This is a genomic window from Radiobacillus kanasensis, from assembly GCF_021049245.1.
In the GTDB taxonomy this organism is placed as follows: domain Bacteria; phylum Bacillota; class Bacilli; order Bacillales; family Amphibacillaceae; genus Radiobacillus; species Radiobacillus kanasensis.
Genome location: NZ_CP088020.1, coordinates 3,711,365 through 3,730,328, shown reverse-complemented (window position 1 = coordinate 3,730,328; position 18,964 = coordinate 3,711,365). Strand labels below are relative to the sequence as shown.

At 38.3% G+C, this 18,964-nt stretch carries 19 protein-coding genes; 14 read left to right on the top strand and 5 right to left on the bottom strand.

Features of this window, described 5'->3' with window-relative positions:
- Positions 1 to 34: 34 nt before the first annotated feature.
- Positions 35 to 712, top strand: coding sequence for a YesL family protein (locus KO561_RS18940; protein WP_231094869.1), 678 nt, complete (start codon positions 35 to 37; stop codon positions 710 to 712).
- A gap of 32 nt (positions 713 to 744) precedes the next feature.
- Entirely contained in the window at positions 745 to 2,412 is a 1,668-nt protein-coding gene (locus KO561_RS18935) for a glycoside hydrolase family 13 protein (protein WP_231094868.1), read from the top strand.
- Positions 2,413 to 2,437: 25 nt separating this feature from the next.
- Here the strand turns inward: KO561_RS18935 and uraA are convergent, their stop codons facing one another.
- Positions 2,438 to 3,721: a uracil permease gene (uraA, locus tag KO561_RS18930; protein WP_231094867.1), complete on the bottom strand. Its 1,284-nt coding sequence runs from the start codon at positions 3,719 to 3,721 to the stop codon at positions 2,438 to 2,440.
- 366 nt (positions 3,722 to 4,087) lie between these two features.
- Here uraA and KO561_RS18925 point away from each other — a divergent pair, with 366 nt between their 5' ends.
- Together KO561_RS18925 and KO561_RS18920 are read left to right on the top strand one after the other, a co-directional pair.
- Positions 4,088 to 4,726 carry a TetR/AcrR family transcriptional regulator gene (locus tag KO561_RS18925; RefSeq protein ID WP_231094866.1) on the top strand — a complete coding sequence of 213 codons (639 nt, stop codon included), beginning with the start codon at positions 4,088 to 4,090 and terminating at the stop codon, positions 4,724 to 4,726.
- 64 nt (positions 4,727 to 4,790) lie between these two features.
- The gene (locus tag KO561_RS18920; protein WP_231094865.1) at positions 4,791 to 7,007 is read left to right on the top strand and encodes an MMPL family transporter; all 2,217 of its coding nucleotides are present in this window, start codon (positions 4,791 to 4,793) and stop codon (positions 7,005 to 7,007) included.
- 217 nt (positions 7,008 to 7,224) lie between these two features.
- On the opposite strand, the gene KO561_RS18915 is transcribed toward KO561_RS18920, so the two are convergent.
- Positions 7,225 to 7,707, bottom strand: coding sequence for a GNAT family N-acetyltransferase (locus KO561_RS18915; protein WP_231094864.1), 483 nt, complete (start codon positions 7,705 to 7,707; stop codon positions 7,225 to 7,227).
- A 169-nt stretch (positions 7,708 to 7,876) separates the two neighbouring features.
- Here KO561_RS18915 and KO561_RS18910 point away from each other — a divergent pair, with 169 nt between their 5' ends.
- The gene (locus KO561_RS18910; protein ID WP_231094863.1) at positions 7,877 to 8,257 is read left to right on the top strand and encodes a YuzC family spore coat inner layer protein; all 381 of its coding nucleotides are present in this window, start codon (positions 7,877 to 7,879) and stop codon (positions 8,255 to 8,257) included.
- A 372-nt stretch (positions 8,258 to 8,629) separates the two neighbouring features.
- Here the strand turns inward: KO561_RS18910 and KO561_RS18905 are convergent, their stop codons facing one another.
- Complete coding sequence (locus KO561_RS18905; protein WP_231094862.1) at positions 8,630 to 9,286, bottom strand: HAD family hydrolase; 657 nt, start codon at positions 9,284 to 9,286, stop codon at positions 8,630 to 8,632.
- 194 nt (positions 9,287 to 9,480) lie between these two features.
- Between KO561_RS18905 and KO561_RS18900 the strand changes: the two genes are divergently transcribed.
- Together KO561_RS18900 and KO561_RS18895 are read left to right on the top strand one after the other, a co-directional pair.
- Complete coding sequence (locus KO561_RS18900; RefSeq protein ID WP_231094861.1) at positions 9,481 to 10,269, top strand: ABC transporter ATP-binding protein; 789 nt, start codon at positions 9,481 to 9,483, stop codon at positions 10,267 to 10,269.
- Positions 10,262 to 11,896, top strand: a complete 1,635-nt coding sequence (locus tag KO561_RS18895) for a hypothetical protein (protein WP_231094860.1) — start codon at positions 10,262 to 10,264, stop codon at positions 11,894 to 11,896. Before KO561_RS18900 ends, KO561_RS18895 begins: the two co-directional genes overlap by 8 nt.
- A gap of 31 nt (positions 11,897 to 11,927) precedes the next feature.
- On the opposite strand, the gene KO561_RS18890 is transcribed toward KO561_RS18895, so the two are convergent.
- Together KO561_RS18890 and KO561_RS18885 are read right to left on the bottom strand one after the other, a co-directional pair.
- Complete coding sequence (locus KO561_RS18890) at positions 11,928 to 12,194, bottom strand: hypothetical protein (RefSeq protein WP_231094859.1); 267 nt, start codon at positions 12,192 to 12,194, stop codon at positions 11,928 to 11,930.
- 99 nt (positions 12,195 to 12,293) lie between these two features.
- The gene (locus KO561_RS18885) at positions 12,294 to 13,115 is read right to left on the bottom strand and encodes a DUF2268 domain-containing putative Zn-dependent protease (RefSeq protein ID WP_231094858.1); all 822 of its coding nucleotides are present in this window, start codon (positions 13,113 to 13,115) and stop codon (positions 12,294 to 12,296) included.
- 188 nt (positions 13,116 to 13,303) lie between these two features.
- On the opposite strand from KO561_RS18885, the gene KO561_RS18880 reads away from it, so the two are divergent.
- From KO561_RS18880 to KO561_RS18850, 7 genes are all read left to right on the top strand, one after another.
- On the top strand, positions 13,304 to 13,804 hold the full coding sequence (locus tag KO561_RS18880) for an Lrp/AsnC family transcriptional regulator (RefSeq protein WP_231097269.1): 501 nt from the start codon (positions 13,304 to 13,306) through the stop codon (positions 13,802 to 13,804).
- On the top strand, positions 13,801 to 14,973 hold the full coding sequence (locus KO561_RS18875; RefSeq protein WP_231094857.1) for an aminotransferase: 1,173 nt from the start codon (positions 13,801 to 13,803) through the stop codon (positions 14,971 to 14,973). The genes KO561_RS18880 and KO561_RS18875 overlap by 4 nt, the downstream gene beginning before the upstream one ends.
- Positions 14,974 to 15,238: 265 nt before the next feature.
- Complete coding sequence (locus KO561_RS18870; protein ID WP_231094856.1) at positions 15,239 to 15,535, top strand: hypothetical protein; 297 nt, start codon at positions 15,239 to 15,241, stop codon at positions 15,533 to 15,535.
- Between the two features lie 19 nt (positions 15,536 to 15,554).
- Complete coding sequence (locus KO561_RS18865; RefSeq protein WP_231094855.1) at positions 15,555 to 16,742, top strand: hypothetical protein; 1,188 nt, start codon at positions 15,555 to 15,557, stop codon at positions 16,740 to 16,742.
- Between the two features lie 11 nt (positions 16,743 to 16,753).
- Positions 16,754 to 17,503 carry a hypothetical protein gene (locus KO561_RS18860; protein WP_231094854.1) on the top strand — a complete coding sequence of 250 codons (750 nt, stop codon included), beginning with the start codon at positions 16,754 to 16,756 and terminating at the stop codon, positions 17,501 to 17,503.
- Between the two features lie 23 nt (positions 17,504 to 17,526).
- Positions 17,527 to 17,976 carry a DUF5085 family protein gene (locus KO561_RS18855; protein ID WP_231094853.1) on the top strand — a complete coding sequence of 150 codons (450 nt, stop codon included), beginning with the start codon at positions 17,527 to 17,529 and terminating at the stop codon, positions 17,974 to 17,976.
- 1 nt (position 17,977) lies between these two features.
- Complete coding sequence (locus KO561_RS18850) at positions 17,978 to 18,448, top strand: DUF5085 family protein (RefSeq protein WP_231094852.1); 471 nt, start codon at positions 17,978 to 17,980, stop codon at positions 18,446 to 18,448.
- Positions 18,449 to 18,964: the final 516 nt, after the last annotated feature.

The following is an 18,964-nucleotide window of genomic DNA, read 5'->3' as shown; positions in this document are numbered from 1 at the left end:
AGGGCCTAAACATAATATACGAGGAGGAGCAGGCATGGGTGGTTTATTGCAAGGTATAAATAGCGTTAGTGAATGGATTATGCGATTTTCCGTGACGAATCTATTATGGTTATTGTTTAATCTTCCCATTGTGTTTTTAGTGATGAACCTCGTGTTCGCTGATCAGTTAGCAGATGCCTATATATTAATTGGGTTGTTAATCGTATTAGCCCCATTTGTCTTGGTGCCTTCCACAGCGGCCATGTTTGCTTTAGTCCGAGAGTGGATGATGAAGGATGATTCTATCTCTTTATGGAAGTCATTTTTACAATTCTATAAAAAAGAATACGGGAAGATGTGGAAAGCTGGTATTCCGATAACGGTCCTATGGGGGATTTGGGCGGCAGATGTGTACTACTTACATGAGAAAAATACGGTGTTCTTTTTTGCAACGCTACTACTTGGAGTTGTGTTATATGTCTGGACCATTTACTTTTTCTCTGCACAGGCACACTTCAACGCCAATTTTAAGACGTTGTGCAAAAAAGCTTTCATTCTAACGTTTGGTCGGCCATTTGCTTTTCTCCTCCTTACAATAGGAAGTGGAGTAATCTTGTACGTCAGTGTAAATGGGCTCCCGTTTTTAATTCCGTTTTTTACAGGTTCCCTCATTAGTTTTCTTTCGTTCTCTGTGTTTTACAAATTAGTGGAGAATGCACAAAAGAAGGGGTAAAGAAATAAAAAGTGGCAACTAGGAGGATATACATGAACAAGGTATGGTGGAAAGAAGCAGTCGCCTACCAGGTTTATCCGAGAAGCTTTATGGATTCGGATGGCGATGGTATTGGTGATATTCAAGGGGTAATCTCCAAGCTCGATTACTTACAAGACTTAGGGATTGATGTGGTTTGGATGTCCCCTATTTATAGCTCACCAAATGATGATAATGGGTACGATATTAGTGATTATAAGGGTATCATGTCCGAGTTCGGTACAATGGCTGACTTTGATGAATTGCTTGAAGAGGTTCACAAGCGTGATATGAAATTAATCATGGATCTAGTTATTAATCACACGTCTGATGAGCATCAATGGTTCATTGAATCACGTTCATCGAAGGAAAACCCTTATCGAGACTACTATATTTGGCACCCTGGGAAAGATGGAAAAGAGCCGAACAATTGGGAGTCGATCTTTGGTGGGTCTGCCTGGGAATATGATGAAAAGACAAAAGAGTACTATATGCACGTCTTTTCTCGTAAACAACCAGACTTAAATTGGGAGAATCCTAACGTTAGAGCAGATTTATATGAAATGGTGAATTGGTGGTTGGACAAAGGAATTGATGGTTTCCGAGTTGATGCGATTTCGCATATTCGTAAAGTTCCTGGCTTCCCAGATCTACCAAATCCAGATAATAAAAAATTCGTTCCGTCCATGGAAGGTCACATGAACCGTGATGGAATTCAAGAGTACTTAAAAGAATTGAAGAAAGAGACGTTTGATAAGTACGACATTATGACCGTTGGTGAAGCGAATGGCGTAAGTGTGGAACAAGCAGATGAGTGGGTTGGCGAAGAAAATGGGAAGTTTAATATGATCTTCCAATTCGAACACTTGGATTTATGGGGGAAAAGTGTAACCGGTGGACTGGACATTCATGCGCTGAAACAAACATTAACGAAATGGCAAAAAGGCTTGAACGGAAGAGGATGGAATGCTCTTTTCCTAGAAAACCATGACCAACCGCGTTCTGTATCCACATGGGGAAATGATAAGGAGTTAAGAGAAAAGGCAGCCAAAAGCTTGGCAACGATGTACTTCCTCATGCAAGGGACTCCATTCATCTATCAAGGGCAAGAACTAGGAATGACGAATGTTCGTTTTGATTCCATTGAAGATTATAACGATGTTTCCTTCAAAAATCTTTATAAAATCAAAAGAGAAGAAGGCGAAGCCCATGAGGAGATTATGGAGATTATCTGGAAGAACGGAAGAGATAATTCGAGAACTCCGATGCAATGGAATACGGAGCCGAATGCTGGATTTTCGACAGGAACTCCATGGTTAAAAGTAAATCCGAATTATAAAGAGATCAATGTAGAACGAGAGTTACAAGATGAATCCTCGATTTACCATTATTACAAAGCATTAATAAAGCTAAGAAAAGCACATGAGGCGCTAGTCTATGGAAGTTATGATCTTATTCTAGAAACCCACGACCATATCTATGCTTATACGAGAACTTGGAATGGGGATCAATTCCTTGTGATTAGTAACTTGTTTGCGGACAGTACGGCCTTTGAATTACCTGAAGAATGGCAAGTGAGTTCTCTTAAGTTATTGATGGGTAACTATGAACATTTGGAAGAATCTCCATATACATTAAAACCTTATGAAGCAAGAGTATATCAAATAATAAAAACTCCCTAAACGGTTTGTTTAGGGAGTTTCTCTATTAATCTTCATTTGAAAGTTTAAGTAGATCCAATATCTTAAAGAAAATGCTTAGCGCAATCGCTACTAGTGTTGCAAGCCCCATGCCTTTTAATTCAACGACACCGATATTAATAGCTGCACCACTTATTCCAATTACGAGGACGATACAAGTAAGAATTAAGTTTTGTGACTTGTTGTAGTCCACTTTGGATTCCACTAACATTCGAATTCCACTCGCGGCAATAATTCCAAATAACAGGATGGAAATCCCGCCCATTACTGGTGTTGGAATCGAAGAAATAAGAGCAGCTAGTTTTCCGCAGAAGGAAAGTAAGACCGCAATGATTGCTGCTAATCCGATAATCCAAGTAGAGTACACTCGTGTGATTGCAAGAACTCCAATATTTTCCCCATAAGTTGTGTTAGGTGTTGCACCGACGAAACTAGATATGATGGTCGAAATCCCGTTACTTGCCATCGATCTATCTAGTCCAGGGTCCTTGGTTAAATCCTTTTTCACAATGTTTCCCGTTACGAACAAGTGACCAATATGTTCTGGAATTAAGACAAGTGCTGCAGGAAGAATGGTAAGGATAGCGGATACGTCAAATTTCATTTGGTAAAACTGTGGCAAAGATATCCATGCAGCTTCTTTTACGTTAGTGAGATCTACTAGTCCAAACGCATACGCAATGATATATCCTGCAATAATTCCAATTAAGATAGGAATAATCTTTAGGAATCCACGAAGGGTGACCCAACAAATAATGGTGATCGTTAGCGTTAGAAATGCAACTAATGCTGTTTTCGGATCGATTGCCCAATCAACTCCCGCATCTGCAGGTGCGATCCATCCAGCCATTTCCGCTGCAACAGGAACTAGCTCTAGACCGATTACGGCAACGATAGCTCCCATAGCTGCTGGTGGGAAAATAACATCAATCCATGATGTGCCGGCAATTTTTATAATGAAAGAAACAAGTACTAATATAATACCGACAAATAAGAACCCACCTAATACGTAGCTGTACCCTGCACCCTCGGAGTATTTCCCTAATACCGCAAAGACGGGGGAAATGAAAGCAAAACTGGAGCCTAAGTAAGCAGGGATTTTTCCTTTTGTAATGAAAATGTATAATAGCGTTCCAAGTCCGTTCATCAATAAAATGGTTGCAGGGTCGACACCGAAAAGAACCGGAACTAATACCGTCGAACCGAACATGGCAAAAAGGTGTTGAAAACTAAGTGGTAGACTTTGAAGGAATGGTAATCTTTCGTGAACTTGAATTTCTTTATGAGCCATTTTTTATCTCTCCTTATTAAATCAGAATGAATAAATGGCGTTACCCTAATAAAAAAAGCACCTTGCCCTAATGGCAAGATGCTAGGCATTCTATGGTCAAGGGAAACTCCCCTTGAGCACACAATGCTACGCAGAATAATCTTCTGCAACACCTTGCCAGCCTCTCTGGACTGATTTAAAGGTAACCGTATCCACTTATCTTTGTTATTATTACAACTAATAGGATATCTGTCAATGGTTTTTTTTACGATTTGATTATATGGAGTGAAAGGATCCATAACATGAATTACTGGAAAAATAAAAAAGAAATACGTATAATTTTACTTATCAAACGATAAGTTTGGATGTGGAAGGGAAATCACTTTAATGGAAAATAAACATAATCCCGTTAAAAAAGACAAAGCAACGCATATCACAAAACAAAACATCATAGAAATTGCCAATCGGTTATTTATGACATACGGGTATCGAGCCGTCTCCACAAGACAAATTGCGGATGCATGCGGCCTAACCCAGCCAGCGTTGTATCATCACTTTAAAAATAAACAGAAGATCTATTTAGAAGTGATAAAGGCAACGATGCAGCGGACTGATCTTGCTGTAAAAAGAATAGTAAACCGAACGAATACAATACAAAGTCGCGTTGAGCAGCTTTCCTACTACATGCTCATGAATCATGAGGATGATTTAACACAAATGTTTCACGATGTGAGGCATGAGATGGATGCGGATACTCAGGAACAAATAAGGGAATGGTGGCTGAATAGCTATTTAAATCCGGTCATAATTATCTTAAAAGAAGCGGAAGCGAATAATGAGATCCAGCCATTGCAAACGGTTCAAACGAATGAAGTAGAAATGGCGTATTTATTACTTGATCTAATCAAGTCCTCTTTTCCAAACGGTGAAAAACGTTTAGATGATTCGGATAAGCAACAGGAGGCACAAAGGAAATCAAAGCTGATTTCTTATCTATTTTTACATGGAATAGGGAAAGCTCTATAGAAACATAGAGCTTGTTTTTTCTTTATTACTTATCGGTTGATAAGCTGAAAGGGAGTTTTAGACGATGAAGAAGAGTTTCGAATCATACAGTTCATTTGTAACAAGTAAGAAGGGGCGATGGATTACTGTAGCTATATGGATAGCTATCATTGCGGTTTTTAGTTTCGTATTCCCACAAGCGGATTCCCAAAAGAACGAGCAGGCAGAGGCTTTTTTAAATGATGTTCCTTCCGAACAAGCTGCGAAAATAGTAGAGGAGAACTTCTCAACCAATTCTGGGATACCCGCCCTACTCACGTGGTATAAGTCTACTGGATTGGAGGATGAAGACTTAACATCGATTCAGTCCTACGTGAATGAATTACAGGATGAGGGTTATGATGATGTCACCATCCCACCTTTTCAGCAGATTCCACTTCCTGCCTTGAAACAGCAGGTTTCGGAAGACGGTACAACGTTTGTTTTACCTGTCCAATTTCCAGATGGTATGGAAACAAAGAAAATTAATGAAAAGCTTACTTCTATGAAAGAAGTAGCCAGTTCTAGCTTCAGCTCTGATCCATTTGAAGCATCCTTGGAAGGAAATAGTTTAGCAGTTCGAGTTACCGGACCGGCTGGAATTTCTGTTGATGCAACTGAACTGTTTAGCCAAGGCGATTTGTCTTTATTAATTGGTACGGTCATCATTGTTTTAGTTTTTCTATTAGTCATCTATCGTTCTCCAATCCTAGCATTAATCCCTCTTCTTTGCGTGGGAATGGCGTACTTGATGATCAGTCCTGTGTTAGGGTCTATGGCAAAAGCCGACTGGATTGATTTTGATTCGCAAGCTATTGCGATTATGACCGTATTACTATTTGGTGCAGGAACCGACTACTGTTTATTTTTAATCTCAAGGTATCGAAGAAATCTTCGAGAAGAAAAGAATCCTATACTTGCTTTAAGGAAGGCATTCACGTTTTCGTGGGGTGCTATTGCAATGAGTGGATTAACGGTAGTGGGCGCATTACTCGTGCTATTAGTAGCGGACTATGGGTCAATTCACCGATTTGCGATTCCGTTTAGTGTAGCAATATTAATCATGATGGTAGCTAGTATCTCTTTAGTTCCGGCTATTTTAAGTATTTTAGGAAGAGTTTCCTTCTACCCATTCATTCCTCGAACACCGGGAATGAAAGCCGAACGGGCAAAGAAAAAAGGGAAAACGGTGAAAAATGAGAGAAACCAAGGACGCTTTGGAAATGCGATTGGAAACCTGGTTACAGATAAACCATGGGTTGTTGCCATAGCTGGTATTGTTCTGTTAGGAATATTAGCTAGCTTCTCAACCGGAATGAAGTTTACGTATAATACGCTTGACGCATTTCCAGAAGATATGCCATCCCGACAAGGATTTACTCTTCTTTCTAAGCATTTTAATGAAGGAGAATTAGCTCCGGTTCAAGTGGTGTTTGAAGCAGATGATGAACAGACGGTATTAGATGTCGGGGAAACGTTGCAAGATGAAGAGTATATTGCCAATGTAAAACAAGCTCAACAAAGTGAAGAAGATTCTTCCCTCTATCTTATGGAAGTGGAATTATCGATGAATCCTTATTCTAATGAAGCAATGGATCGAATTCCAGATATTCGGGAAGCTGTTACCACTAATCTAGACTCGGAAAATGTTTGGATTGCCGGACAAACTGCGACCCAATATGATACAAGGTTAACCGTGAAAGATGATGAGCAGCTTGTTATTCCTATTATTCTTGGATTAATAGCACTTCTATTGCTCGTTTACTTGAGATCAATAACGGCGACTGCCTACCTAATCGGGACCGTAGTATTATCCTATTTTAGTGCGCTAGGGCTTGGCTGGGTGATTTTACATTATGGATTCGGGGTAGACGCCATACAAGGCTTCATTCCGCTTTATGCGTTCGTGTTTATCGTGGCGTTAGGGGAAGACTACAACATTTTTATGATCTCAAGTATCTGGAAAAAAGCCCGTCAGATGCCACTTCGAGAAGCTATTAAGCAAGGAACCGTAGAAACGGGTGGAGTCATCACTTCCGCGGGTTTAATTTTGGCAGGGACGTTTATGGTGTTAACGACGTTGCCGATTCAGATTCTTGTTCATTTTGGGACGATTACGGCGTTAGGAGTCTTAATTGATACATTCGTTGTCCGTCCATTCCTTGTCCCATCTATTACTACCATTTTAGGTAAGTGGGCATTCTGGCCATCCAAGTTACAACCAATAAAAGAAAAGCAAGTTAAACAAAAACAGAGCGAGTAAGCTCTGTTTTTGTTATTATGTAAAAATTTGGCGGTACATTTCCTTATGCACCTTCACAAGAGGCATATTGCTTCGTGGTATATTTACCATTTAACTTACAAAAGCGATATCGAAATTTTTAGTTGAGCCGCGCTGATAGTTATTATGGATGAATAGCGGAAGCGGAACAGATGTCCTTGAAGCAAATATAAATGTGATTTCAAATCGTATCTCTCCATCATTTCAAGTGTTTTTCCATAACGACAGTCTCAACTAAATGTCCATTTGGATTTTTAACGGTTTCCTCGGATTCTATTCTATAACCCAGAGATGTATAGAGCTGAACGTTTTTGGATAATCCACTTCTAACTCTACATTGCAGGATTTTTAACCCCTGATCCAGAGCAAATGTTTCTAGCCAGTTAAGCATGGCTTTTGCAATACCCTTTCCACGTGCTTCCGGCAGGACAGAAACACGAAAAAAGTATAATTGATTCTTTTTTAAGACGAAGCGTGCAGACCCAACAGCCTTACCTTCAGAAAAACAAACGATATACTTTTCAATCTCGACGTTAAAAGAATCTTTCCAACTATCAAGAGATTCATAGATAGCGCTCGAAGGAACAGGTAAGTTTTGATATTCCTTAAAGGCCTCTATCATAATGTGATGAGCTAACTCTATGTCGGCTTCTCTATTAAATGCGATAGTTACTTCTACCAAAACAATCCCTCATTTTTAAGTATTAATTATGAAAATTTCAAACAATTCGTGTCCACGCCTTATCTGACTGACATAGGAGTCCTGGAAAAGATAAGGTTTAACTTTTTAATAACTCGAATCACCATTATTAGGTAGCAGCATAAAATACTTGTAAAATAGGAGGTGCTTTATGTATAACGTCCCAAATCATTATGCTTATTCACCATATCAAGGGTATCATTATCCGCAACATCATGGTTATTATCAGCAGAGGCCATACCCAGAAGTTGATGTTAGTATTTTTGAAGGCTCGGTAACTGCTTTTCAAAAAATTGCGGATGAATCCATTACTATCCTTGAAAAGTTTACGGATCGGGAATTTACTCATAAGTTGATGACAGCAGCTCAGGCAGGTAACCAAAGGGAAGTTGATCGTTTAATGAAATCAATAGGAACATCTACTCCCATCACTACTCAGTACACCCCTTCTGGAATTTTATTGACTATTCATGCTGACGCTCAAGGAACACAGTGTTGTACTTTGACTATGTATTTGAAATGGGGCAACTAATATTGGGAATCAAAGAAATCATTTCGTAAAACGTATGATTTCTTTGTTTGTTTCTAAAACTTTTACAAAGCAAATTAAACGATTCCATCCCCTTAAAGTTTTGAATGATTAAGGTGATAATGGTTTCTCCGGCCTCTTTAAGCAATACTCGCAATCGGGGTCCTCACACTTCTCTTCCATCCAGTCATTACATATCGCACAAAAATAGCTATCAAAATCCTCGTAGTATATTTTGTTTGTACTGCAGATTGGACAAGGGTTTCCTTTGTCAATAAATCCTTCAATTTCCATCCCATTTATGATTACAGTTGTATCTGTTTCTCTAATATTCATAGAATCACCAGTTTTCTCTAATATTGACTAATGTGGTCATTAGCGTAATTTAGGTAATATCTCCTTCAACTCCATTAAGTCATCAATCACCATATCAGCCTGAGCAAGCTCATCCTCCCTTGCGAAATCAAAATTACATCCTATGGAAACGAAACCATTATCTTTAGCTGCCTTAATATCTGATAGCCGATCTCCCACCACCGCTGCTTTGGTGATGTTATATTTTTTTATAATGCTCTTAACTAGGTCTGATTTATTCAACGACTCAATTTGTTGAATACTAAATGTTTCCGTTACCCATTTATCCAGATTATAATAACTCACTATTGCTTTTAAGTATTCGGTTAAGCCATTACTTGCTATGTAGATAGAACAATGATTCTCTTTCAAATGACGGAGAACTTCCTTGACATTAGGATATAAAGCACCTTTCCCACTCTTTATATTTCCGATTAGTCGTTCCAGAAAATAAGCATTCGTTTGTTCTCTTACCTCATTGGAATGGTTAGGTAACAGAGTTTCCCAAACTTGTGGTAAAGGCACACCCATAATTTTACGGTATGTATCAATAGGCGTTACTGTATCCCATTGATGTAAGGACCGTAAATGTTCAAAAGTATCATCAAGTGATAATTCCAAAATTTTATCCGTTTGAAAAAGGGTTCCATCCATATCAAAAATTAGGGCTTGGATCATTCGTTTTTCCTCTCCTTATTCATTGCATTACTTGCTTTTAAGAAAGAATTAAAGTTAGATAATTTTTATTTTAGCATACACATACGATTGCTTTTTTAACAGGGTCTCCATCATTAATTAAGGAGGAAGGCATATAAGAAAGGGATCAAAATATGTTAGTATAAAGGAAATAATTGGGTGAGGTGGTGGAAGATTTGGAAAAAGTGTTATCGATAACAGACTTGTCGAAGAGCTATGGCTCCAAGAGAGTGATTGACTCTATTAATCTAGATGTCTATAAAGGACAGATTATTGGATATATTGGTCCGAACGGGGCGGGGAAAAGTACAACGGTGAAGATTCTGCTTGGACTTATTGATCAATTTTCTGGTCAAGTTAAGATTTTCGGACAGGATATTAATGAGAATTCCATGGTATATAAAAAAAGAATTGGCTACGTACCGGAGAATGCGGAAGTGTATGATAACCTAACAGCCTTCGAATATATGACGTTTGTCGGTGGACTTTACGGGTTAGACAAAGGGGATGTCGTAGAAAAAGTCATACAGTTTAGTAAACTACTAGACATTCAAGATAGCCTCCATTCTCGATTGTCCTCCTTTTCAAAAGGGATGAAGCAAAAAGTACTACTCATATCCAGTCTTTTACACAATCCAGACATATTGTTTTTAGACGAACCATTAAGTGGGTTGGATGCCAATAGTGTCATGATCATCAAAGAGCTTCTTTCCCAGCTGGCATCAGAGGGAAAAACAATTTTTTACTCCTCTCACATCATGGATGTGGTCGAGAAAATCAGTAATCGAATTATTCTTATATCAGAAGGTCGAATTGTAGCGGACGGTACCTTTGAAGAGTTGAAACAAAAGAATAAAGACGGTACCTTAGAAGAGATATTTAACGAGCTAACTGGATTTGATGAGCATAAAGAAATTTCGCAGAATATCGTGAACGTTATGAGCGGGAGAGGTCTCTATGAGTGATTTCAAAACGTTAAAATTTCTCGATAGATTCCAAGGTTTATTCCGGACTTTAAATATTGAGTACCCCATCCTAAGAAAAATCCTAGAAACAAAGCTCACGCTTGATCAAAGAAGGGTTCCGACGATTCTAAACGATGGCAAGAAAAGAGAAGGGAATCAATTTATTCGATCTCTGTGGATTTATGTTTTATTCTCTCTTATCCTTCTTCCCTTCCTGTTAATAGGAGATCAATACATCTATCAAATGACGTTTGTATTTAGTATCATTATGTTCTTTTTATTAACAGCCATGATTTCGGACTTTTCTACCGTTCTGTTAGATGTTCGAGATAAGGTAACCCTGGATACGAAGCCAATCCATAAGCGGACGATTAATGCAGCTAAGGTTATTCATATTAGCATATATATGTTCTTTATCGTAGGGGCATTAACAGCAGTTCCTTTGGTCGTTGGGTTGATGACTCGAGGGTTTGTCTTCTTTTTGTTATTTGCTTTTCAAATGATTCTTATTGCTCTATGGACGATCATGGCTACGGCACTGGTTTATATGTTAGTTTTACAATTTTTAGATGGGGAAAAACTGAAGGATGTCATTAACTATGTACAGATCCTACTCTCAATCGGGATGATAGTCGGTACACAACTCGTTGCTAGATCATTTGAATTCGTTAATCTTGATATCGTCATGCAGCCGCAGTGGTGGCAATTCTTACTCCCACCGTTTTGGTATAGTGCTTTGTTTGAGGTTCTCTTACACGATGGAGGTAATCGATTCTATTTGATTCTATCTGGATTGGGGATTGTTATCCCGATTCTTTCCATAATGCTATATATTTATTTCATTCCATCCTTTGAACGTAACTTAGAGAAATTGCTTAACTCCAGTCAATCGCGGCAAAAGAAAAGAAATCCTTGGTATGTTTGGATGGGCAAGATATGGAGTAGAGGAAAAGAATCTAATCATCTATTTCACTTTGCACTAAACATGATGAAAAACGAACGAGAATTTAAGCTTAAGGTCTATCCGGCTTTCATTTTTGCCATTGTCATTCCTTTTTTGTTTATTTTAAACGAAATTCGCTTTCGAAACCTGCAAGAAGTTAGTGACAGTTATTACTACCTGACCTTTTATGGAACTTTGATATTTCTATCAACAGCAGCCCAGATGCTCCTATATTCGGAAAAGTATAAAGGGGCGTGGATTTATGGGGCTATGCCTATATCTGATCCAAATATAATAACAAAGGGTGCGTTAAAAGCGCTGTTTGTTCATTTATACATTCCGGTTTACATCATTGTAGGAATGATTTACCCGTTTATCTTCTCGATGGGTATTTTGTATCACTTTATTCCTTTAGGGTTAACCGCCTTTCTTTACGTAGTGATTTCGTATCGAGTATTAAATGGGGAGCAGCTTCCATTTACGCAACCATTTGGAATAGGTCAAAAGGATAGCGCACTAAAAAATATTCTACTGTTAATCTTCGTTGCCTTATTTGGGGGGCTTCATTATGCGGCAACTCTACTACCTTATGGTGTGCTTATATTTTGCGTAATCCTACTCATTGCTAACATGATAGTATGGAAAATAACTTTTAGGGAAAATAGAAATAGAGCCCTTGTGTAGGGGCTCTATGATCATGTCTGAAGGTAAAGGACTAGATGAAAAATAGGCTGGCTATAGCGCTTAGGGCAATGCCCCAGCCTAAGCCCCAACCCCATCCGTATGGGCGGTAGCCATAACCGTATCCATAAGGTCGATAACCATATCCGAAACCACCAATGCGGCTAGGGCCAATAGGGCGCAAATAGACGTTTCTATCATCTACTCGGTGAATAATACCTCTCATGGTTCGGCCGCAATGTGTTTTAATTAAAACTCTCCGACCAATAGATTTCCTGCAAATACCGTAATATCTAGACATACATAAACTCCTTTCATAGGGTTTCCTTGTAGTCTATGAAAGGTGACTAGAATGGCGTGGGATTGTATAACAGAATTATAGAAAATACACATCTACCTATTAATCAAAAGTAGACTGCTCTAACAATGTGGAAGAAGGAAGCGCAAGAAGCTCTGAGACAGAGAGGTGTTCTGTCTTAACAAAGGACTTTACGATTCTGTACCCGCAATGATAGCCGGCTAATGGTGGGGTGAGGTCAGCTCCATAAACTAGTGCATCGTGTTTCATGTCCCCTTTTTTAATATGCTTGTGCTTCGATAAAAACTTTATCCAGTGCTGTTGACTCTCTTCTTCTGAGTAAAGGGTTGCCCATTTAGAAAGGAAGTCGCTGCCTAATTCCTCCTCCACAGCATATTCAGCTATCCCCTCTAAAACGATCGTATCTAATAAGGTAAAGGACTCTTCGGGTTTACCTAGCTGCTGCAGACGGCAAATGTGATTGTATTCATGAGTGAGTACGGCCTGTAATTTCTTCGTTTTGAGTTCAGGTGGTAAAAATAGAAACAGTTTGTCTGCATGGCTTACACCTGAGACACCATCGAATTCTTGCAAGAGGTTCGGATTCGTACTATCGGAAGGAAGAACGAACACATGTACATCTGGTCCTTTCCACTTTTTTTGTAAGGCATCCAGGTAGAGTTTGGTTTGTTTCCAGTAATTCTGTTTGATAAATGTGGAGATTGAGGTGGTGTCTTTTTCTGTTGGAATAAAAAAGCCATGCTCCATTAAGTGTTCATGAATATCTATCTCGTCGGTATTTGGAAAATAAGGTAGGAGTTTTTTACAAATCGTTTCATGCTGAACAAGCATATTATCCTCTAACTTGGTGGACCGTTGGCTTAAATAGTCCAATAACCAAGGTTTTGTGTCGATAATGGTCATGCTAATTCCTCCTCTTTTGCTTTAACGTATGCATGGGAAGGAAGAAATGATGATGCACTTGTCATACAAGCAAAATTTGCGGGAACTACTAAAAGTGTGTTTCTATTTTAAAACGAATATAGTAACATAAAATAAATTGTCGAAATAATCAGTTTCGGGGACTAGATCCTACATATAGAAAAGGGTGTATCAGCGTGGATAACAAGAAGATAGAGATTTTAGAGCTTTTAGAAAAAGATAGTAGGCTAGAGGTTGATAAGATTGCGAAGATGACAGATTTATCAGTGGAGGAAACAAACCAACTCATTTCAGAAATGGAACGAGACCATGTGATTGCTGGATACTCTACATTAATTGATTGGACGAAAGTATTGGATTATGAAGGGGTAACAGCGATGATAGATGTAAAAGTGACCCCAACAAGAGGGGTTGGTTTTGATAAGGTAGCGGAAAGGATCTATCGGTTTCCTGAAGTAAAAGCAGTATATCTAATGTCTGGTGCCTATGATCTATCCGTATTAATTGAAGCTAAAACGATGTCTGAAATAGGTCGCTTTGTTTCGGATAAGCTATCTACTATAGAGTCCGTACTCTCAACCACGACCCATTTTGTTTTGAAAAAATATAAGCATGATGGAATCATTTTTGAAAGTGATGACGATGATAAAAGGATTATGGTGACACCATGAGTCCATCCAGCAAGACCTCCTATTTGTCTAGAACAGTAGAACAGCTTCAACCGTCCGGAATCCGTCGTTTCTTTGATTTAGCTTCCAAAATGGAAAACGTTATTTCCCTTGGAGTAGGTGAGCCAGATTTTGTTACACCGTGGAATGTGATTGAGGCAAGCTTTCACTCTCTAGAACAAGGCTATACCGCTTATACAGCGAATGCTGGAATGATTGAACTACGCATGAGAATCAGTGCCTATCTAAAGAGAAAGTACCAAGTGGAATATGATCCAGAAGATCAAATTATTGTCACAGTCGGAGCAAGTCAGGCCATAGATTTAGCTTTAAGGGCGCTGATAGATCCTGGTGATGAAGTTATCGTTGTGGAACCAAGCTTCGTTTCTTACGCCCCAGCAGTTTCTTTAGCTGGAGGTATTCCAGTTAAGGTAGACACAGACCCAGCGCAGGACTTTAAGCTTGAACCTTATCAATTAGAACAGGCGATAACAGAAAGAACAAAAGCAATAATCCTCTGTAGTCCAAATAACCCGACCGGTACGGTTTTATCGAAGGAAGAATTAACAGCCCTAGCAGCAGTTGTCGAAAAACATGATTTGTTGGTTCTTTCAGATGAGATTTATGGAGAATTAACTTATGACGATTCTCATACGAGTTTTAGTGAGATTCCAGGGATGCAAGAGCGAACGATTCTGTTATCTGGTTTTTCCAAAGCATTTGCGATGACGGGTTGGCGTCTAGGTTATGCGACAGGTCCGAAAGAAATCATAAAAGCTATGACAAAGATCCATCAATATACGATCATGTCTGCACCAACGATGGCTCAACATGCAGCAATTGAAGCTTTGGACCACTCAGAATCTAGTGTGCAAGAAATGAAGAAAAGCTATCGGCAGCGCCGTAATTTTGTTGTGAAAGAACTGAGAGAGATGGGGCTGGATTGTTACTTACCGGGTGGAGCCTTTTATGTATTTCCATCCATTCAAAAGACAGGACTAACCTCGGAAGAATTTGCAGAGGAACTGTTGCAACAACAAAAGGTTGCCGTCGTTCCAGGAAATGTTTTTGGCAGAAGCGGGGAAGGGTATATTCGTTGTTCTTATGCCACTTCATTAAAACAGCTGGATGAAGCGATGAAGCGGATTCGAGCATTTCTAAAAACTTTATAATAAGGGAGAAGCGCATGTAAAGAGTTTATCTTTATATGCGCTTTTTTCGAGTGAAGTAATAATACTTTCGTAATGGGTCTAAGTTCATAAATAACGTTTGCGAGGGCTTTCGTATATAGGTAATTTTTCCTCTTTACGCACTTTTATGGAAAGTTTTTCAAGTATTTATGGAAGTTTGACAGTGCTTTATTATAAAATATTTAATTGATAAGGGACTATGGTTGTAAGTACATAGGTACAGGATAAATGAAAAGAAGGTGTCGGAATGGGAATAAGTGTTAGTCGTGCAAGATATCAAGCCAATCGGATAGAAAATGTTGCGGATTCCTTAAGAAGTTTGCGGAGGAAGCTACAAGGTGCGGAAGGAAACATACACTCTGGATGGAAAGCAACAGAAGTGAATTACATAAATAGAACGTTAAATCGACTGGAAAGTAAGTGTAGTGAAGTGGCATCTAAATTAAATTCTTTAGAATCTGATATTGTCTCCACAGCGTATGAAATCAAAAGGGAAGAAGAAGAGAGAGAAAGAGAAAGGCTTGCAAGGTTGAAGCAGGATTAGGGAAAGGTGGGTATAAAAATTGGATAAAATTCATATAAAGATTGGGTATGTCCAACAAACCAACTCCACAATATCTCAAATCCAGTCCCAAATCTCTAGCCTCGAAAACGAACTTTCCTACTTAAAAAACCAAGTGGATTGGCGGATACAATCACGTAACGGGATTAGCGGGAGACTAAGAGATGCTGAACATTCATTGGTGGATATAGAGCATGACTTGAAGAAGTTGTATGCTTTTATTGATCAGTCGATGAATCAGTATAGCCTGGCGGAGTATAAAGTTATCAAGGAAGGGAACAAAGTATCTTTTGAACGTAAGAAGGAACAAAGGAGAGATAACCTTTTATCTGCAATTAAAGATTCAACCAAAACTATTGGAAGTTTTATAGGGACATTAGATTCCAATAGACTTTTAAGGTACTCTGATGATCTTCGATTCAAATTTGTAAGAACAGGTGGAACGATTTCTCTTAAGCTAGACAAGGCCAGGATAGATAGACCAAGAGATTACATAAGATATAGAGACCAACTATCACGAGCGTTTGAAGGAGAAAGTGGAGATTTTAAAAAGCGTTATGTAACAAGAATGATTAACGATGGAATACCACTTTACGATACAAAACACCAAACATATATCCCTAGCAACGTTAACAGATTTATAAAAGGTGATTTTAATGGTTTACACAAGCAAATCGAATATCTAGATTCCTCACCGATAAAGCAAACCTCTGTTACGGCTGGTCGTGCATTTGTTGGTGAATTAAAAGTATGGGAAAGTTTTAAAGATTGGAAAAATGCTACAAATATTACAAAAATAAGTAAAGGTGCAGGGATATTTGGGATAGGTACCACAATTTTTGAAAATGGTAATGAAGCATTCTTTAGTAAAGAATCTAAGTATATGAGCGATGGTGATAAAATTAGGGAGTTTACTGTGGATACTGCTGTCGACCTCGGTACTAGTGGTGCATCGATGGCGATTGGGGCATCAATAGGATCCCTTATCTTACCTCCAGCAGGAACTATAGTTGGTGCTGGACTAGGGGTAGGAATTAACGCATTAATTAATATCAAGGTTCCTCCAAATGACCAAAGTATCGTAGATGTAACAAAAGACTTTGCAAACAAAGCTGTTGATTCCGTTGTTGACGCAGCAGGTGATTTCATAGGAGATGTGGGTAAAAAATTAGATAAGGTATTCTGGTAGGGGGTAAAAATATGAAAAGTTACGATGAGTCATATTTTTCTATGCTTTATGATGTTGCAAATGATCGATTAGCTCCAAGTAGGATTTTTAGGTTTTTATTTGCTTCTTTCTTTTATAGTCTTACAGCCACTGGTTTTTCTGCATTTGGTTTGAACCAAAGTATAATAGGAATCGATCCTATTTATTCTAGTGTGGTCAACTTTTTTTGGATTCTTTTAGTTATTCAACTATTAATTGCCATTCCCTTTGGGAGCATGAAAATAGCCTATAAGTTTCAAAAGATTCAAATGATATTACTTAGTTTAGTAGCTACTAAACTGTCTATTGACACTTATTTAGCTTTTGTTACTTTAACTCAGTTGATTGAAACTCCTAGTATTGTACTTTATGGAGGACTGCTTTTGTGTGTAGGTGGAATTGTATTCTTACTACTTTCAACCCTTAGGGCAATATCCAGAATTAAAAAGGGCAAGTTAAAACGTGGTGGAGAGGGGCTATATAAGTTTCAAAAGTCAAAGGGTTACGTAAGCTTACCTATTATTTTTGGTGCAACCATAATGGGGGGAGTAATAGCTCGAACCTATGTAGAAGGTATAGGGGCTATTTACTTTGTGCTTTTTATTTCCGTGGTAATCCAATACGCGTTAGCAGTTGCTTTACCAGAATTTTATTTAATAACTTATTGTAAATTCAGGTTTAAATCCTTTAACATGCCGAATCCAAGGAAAAGGAATAGAGGAAATGCGATAAATTTCAAATAATGAAGAAAAGAAAGGTAATCACAATGAAAATAAAACGATGTCCCTTAACCTTCCACAATGTCATAAGCGCAACATCTACTTGTAAGCCGAGTGAATGGCATCACTCTGCTCAGGATCTTAGAAATGCTATCATTCGAAATGAGTTGTACGGAACGGGGCCAACTATCTATCAAGTATCTACTAATCTAGGTTCCCAAGAATCAGCAGAGTACACGTTTCATGTGCCGGTGAATGAACCGGTAAAGATAGATTTGAATGAAACGTACCGTTTTACAAAGGAATTAACATTCGAGGATGGACTAGTTATTCGACATGCAGATTTGGATGAAGATATGGAAGAATCCTATCAAATCCTTCGACTTTGTGCAGAGGAATATGGGTTAGAGTTGGAGGAGCCTTTTTATAACATCTATTTGGATGTGTATGGTGGAGGAATAATTGATATCTATGCTCCAATAGTGAAGGAGGGTTAAGGTGATTAATCCCAACGATTCCATTCGCTATACGAACGTCATTTCACGAAAATATGAGTTTCAATATCAGGAGCTTGAAAACGTATTTAATGACTTTGTTCAGGAAGTCATACATTTGGGGGCTACCATTAAAGGTCCTTTATTCTACTCCGTAAACAATGTCCCAATGGACGAAGTACTCTTATCCGAATTTTTTATCCCGATTCATGAAGATGATCTGGTAGTTCCTGAAGATATGAGATTTCATAGTTACTTTAGTGTAGAAAATATGATCTCTATATACGTACATAATCACTTTGAAACAAAAACAGAGGTTGCCTATAGATTGTTATTGGATTACATCTCAGATAACGAGTTAGAGCAAGTCACACCAATTTTCCACGTTATATCTGGAGACCACTCCATGCAATATGCCATGATTAAGATTGGAGTCCAAAAGGTTTTAAATATGGAACCGGCTAGCAACATTTAAAAATAATAATGATCCAGATAAAAATAAAGGCTACCATTCTTGCGGTGGCCTTTATTATTTGAAGCTACCTCTAAAAAGACTATAAAGCTCCAAGTGTGACTTCCTACCCATAATAAAAGTCCTATGTTCGAGACTTAATAGGACTTTCAACCTGATTCGTTCAATTGGCATTCCAATATTTCCTAAATAAGACCTATTCCATTACATTGTAAATAAGTGTAAATTTGTGTTAGGAAAGTTGTGAATCATTGGAACTAAATTTTTACCATTTTTACTAACTATTTAAATCAAAATTTAGTAAAAAGTGTAAATAATTGTTAACAATTGTCTAATTTATTTGTAGGTATAGTATATTTTTACTGTCTGTCTCTTTGGCCGCAAATTATTTTCATACCTCGTTAGATAAACTCCATAAAAGAGGATGTTCAAAAAGTCCGGTAAAAATCGCTTTGAACTTCTGCGTTGGCTTGCTTCTCCGGTTCCTCATGTATCTGAAAATATACACTCCGGTACTCG

Excerpts from the sequence above, each read along its gene's own strand:
- KO561_RS18940 (WP_231094869.1), top strand. The coding sequence starts at position 35 with ATGGGTGGTTTATTGCAAGGTATAAATAGCGTTAGTGAATGGATTATG.
- KO561_RS18935 (WP_231094868.1), top strand. The coding sequence starts at position 745 with ATGAACAAGGTATGGTGGAAAGAAGCAGTCGCCTACCAGGTTTATCCG.
- uraA (WP_231094867.1), bottom strand. The coding sequence starts at position 3,721 with ATGGCTCATAAAGAAATTCAAGTTCACGAAAGATTACCATTCCTTCAA.
- KO561_RS18925 (WP_231094866.1), top strand. The coding sequence starts at position 4,088 with ATGGAAAATAAACATAATCCCGTTAAAAAAGACAAAGCAACGCATATC.
- KO561_RS18920 (WP_231094865.1), top strand. The coding sequence starts at position 4,791 with ATGAAGAAGAGTTTCGAATCATACAGTTCATTTGTAACAAGTAAGAAG.
- KO561_RS18910 (WP_231094863.1), top strand. The coding sequence starts at position 7,877 with ATGTATAACGTCCCAAATCATTATGCTTATTCACCATATCAAGGGTAT.
- KO561_RS18905 (WP_231094862.1), bottom strand. The coding sequence starts at position 9,286 with ATGATCCAAGCCCTAATTTTTGATATGGATGGAACCCTTTTTCAAACG.
- KO561_RS18895 (WP_231094860.1), top strand. The coding sequence starts at position 10,262 with ATGAGTGATTTCAAAACGTTAAAATTTCTCGATAGATTCCAAGGTTTA.
- KO561_RS18890 (WP_231094859.1), bottom strand. The coding sequence starts at position 12,194 with ATGTCTAGATATTACGGTATTTGCAGGAAATCTATTGGTCGGAGAGTT.
- KO561_RS18885 (WP_231094858.1), bottom strand. The coding sequence starts at position 13,115 with ATGACCATTATCGACACAAAACCTTGGTTATTGGACTATTTAAGCCAA.
- KO561_RS18875 (WP_231094857.1), top strand. The coding sequence starts at position 13,801 with ATGAGTCCATCCAGCAAGACCTCCTATTTGTCTAGAACAGTAGAACAG.
- KO561_RS18870 (WP_231094856.1), top strand. The coding sequence starts at position 15,239 with ATGGGAATAAGTGTTAGTCGTGCAAGATATCAAGCCAATCGGATAGAA.
- KO561_RS18860 (WP_231094854.1), top strand. The coding sequence starts at position 16,754 with ATGAAAAGTTACGATGAGTCATATTTTTCTATGCTTTATGATGTTGCA.
- KO561_RS18855 (WP_231094853.1), top strand. The coding sequence starts at position 17,527 with ATGAAAATAAAACGATGTCCCTTAACCTTCCACAATGTCATAAGCGCA.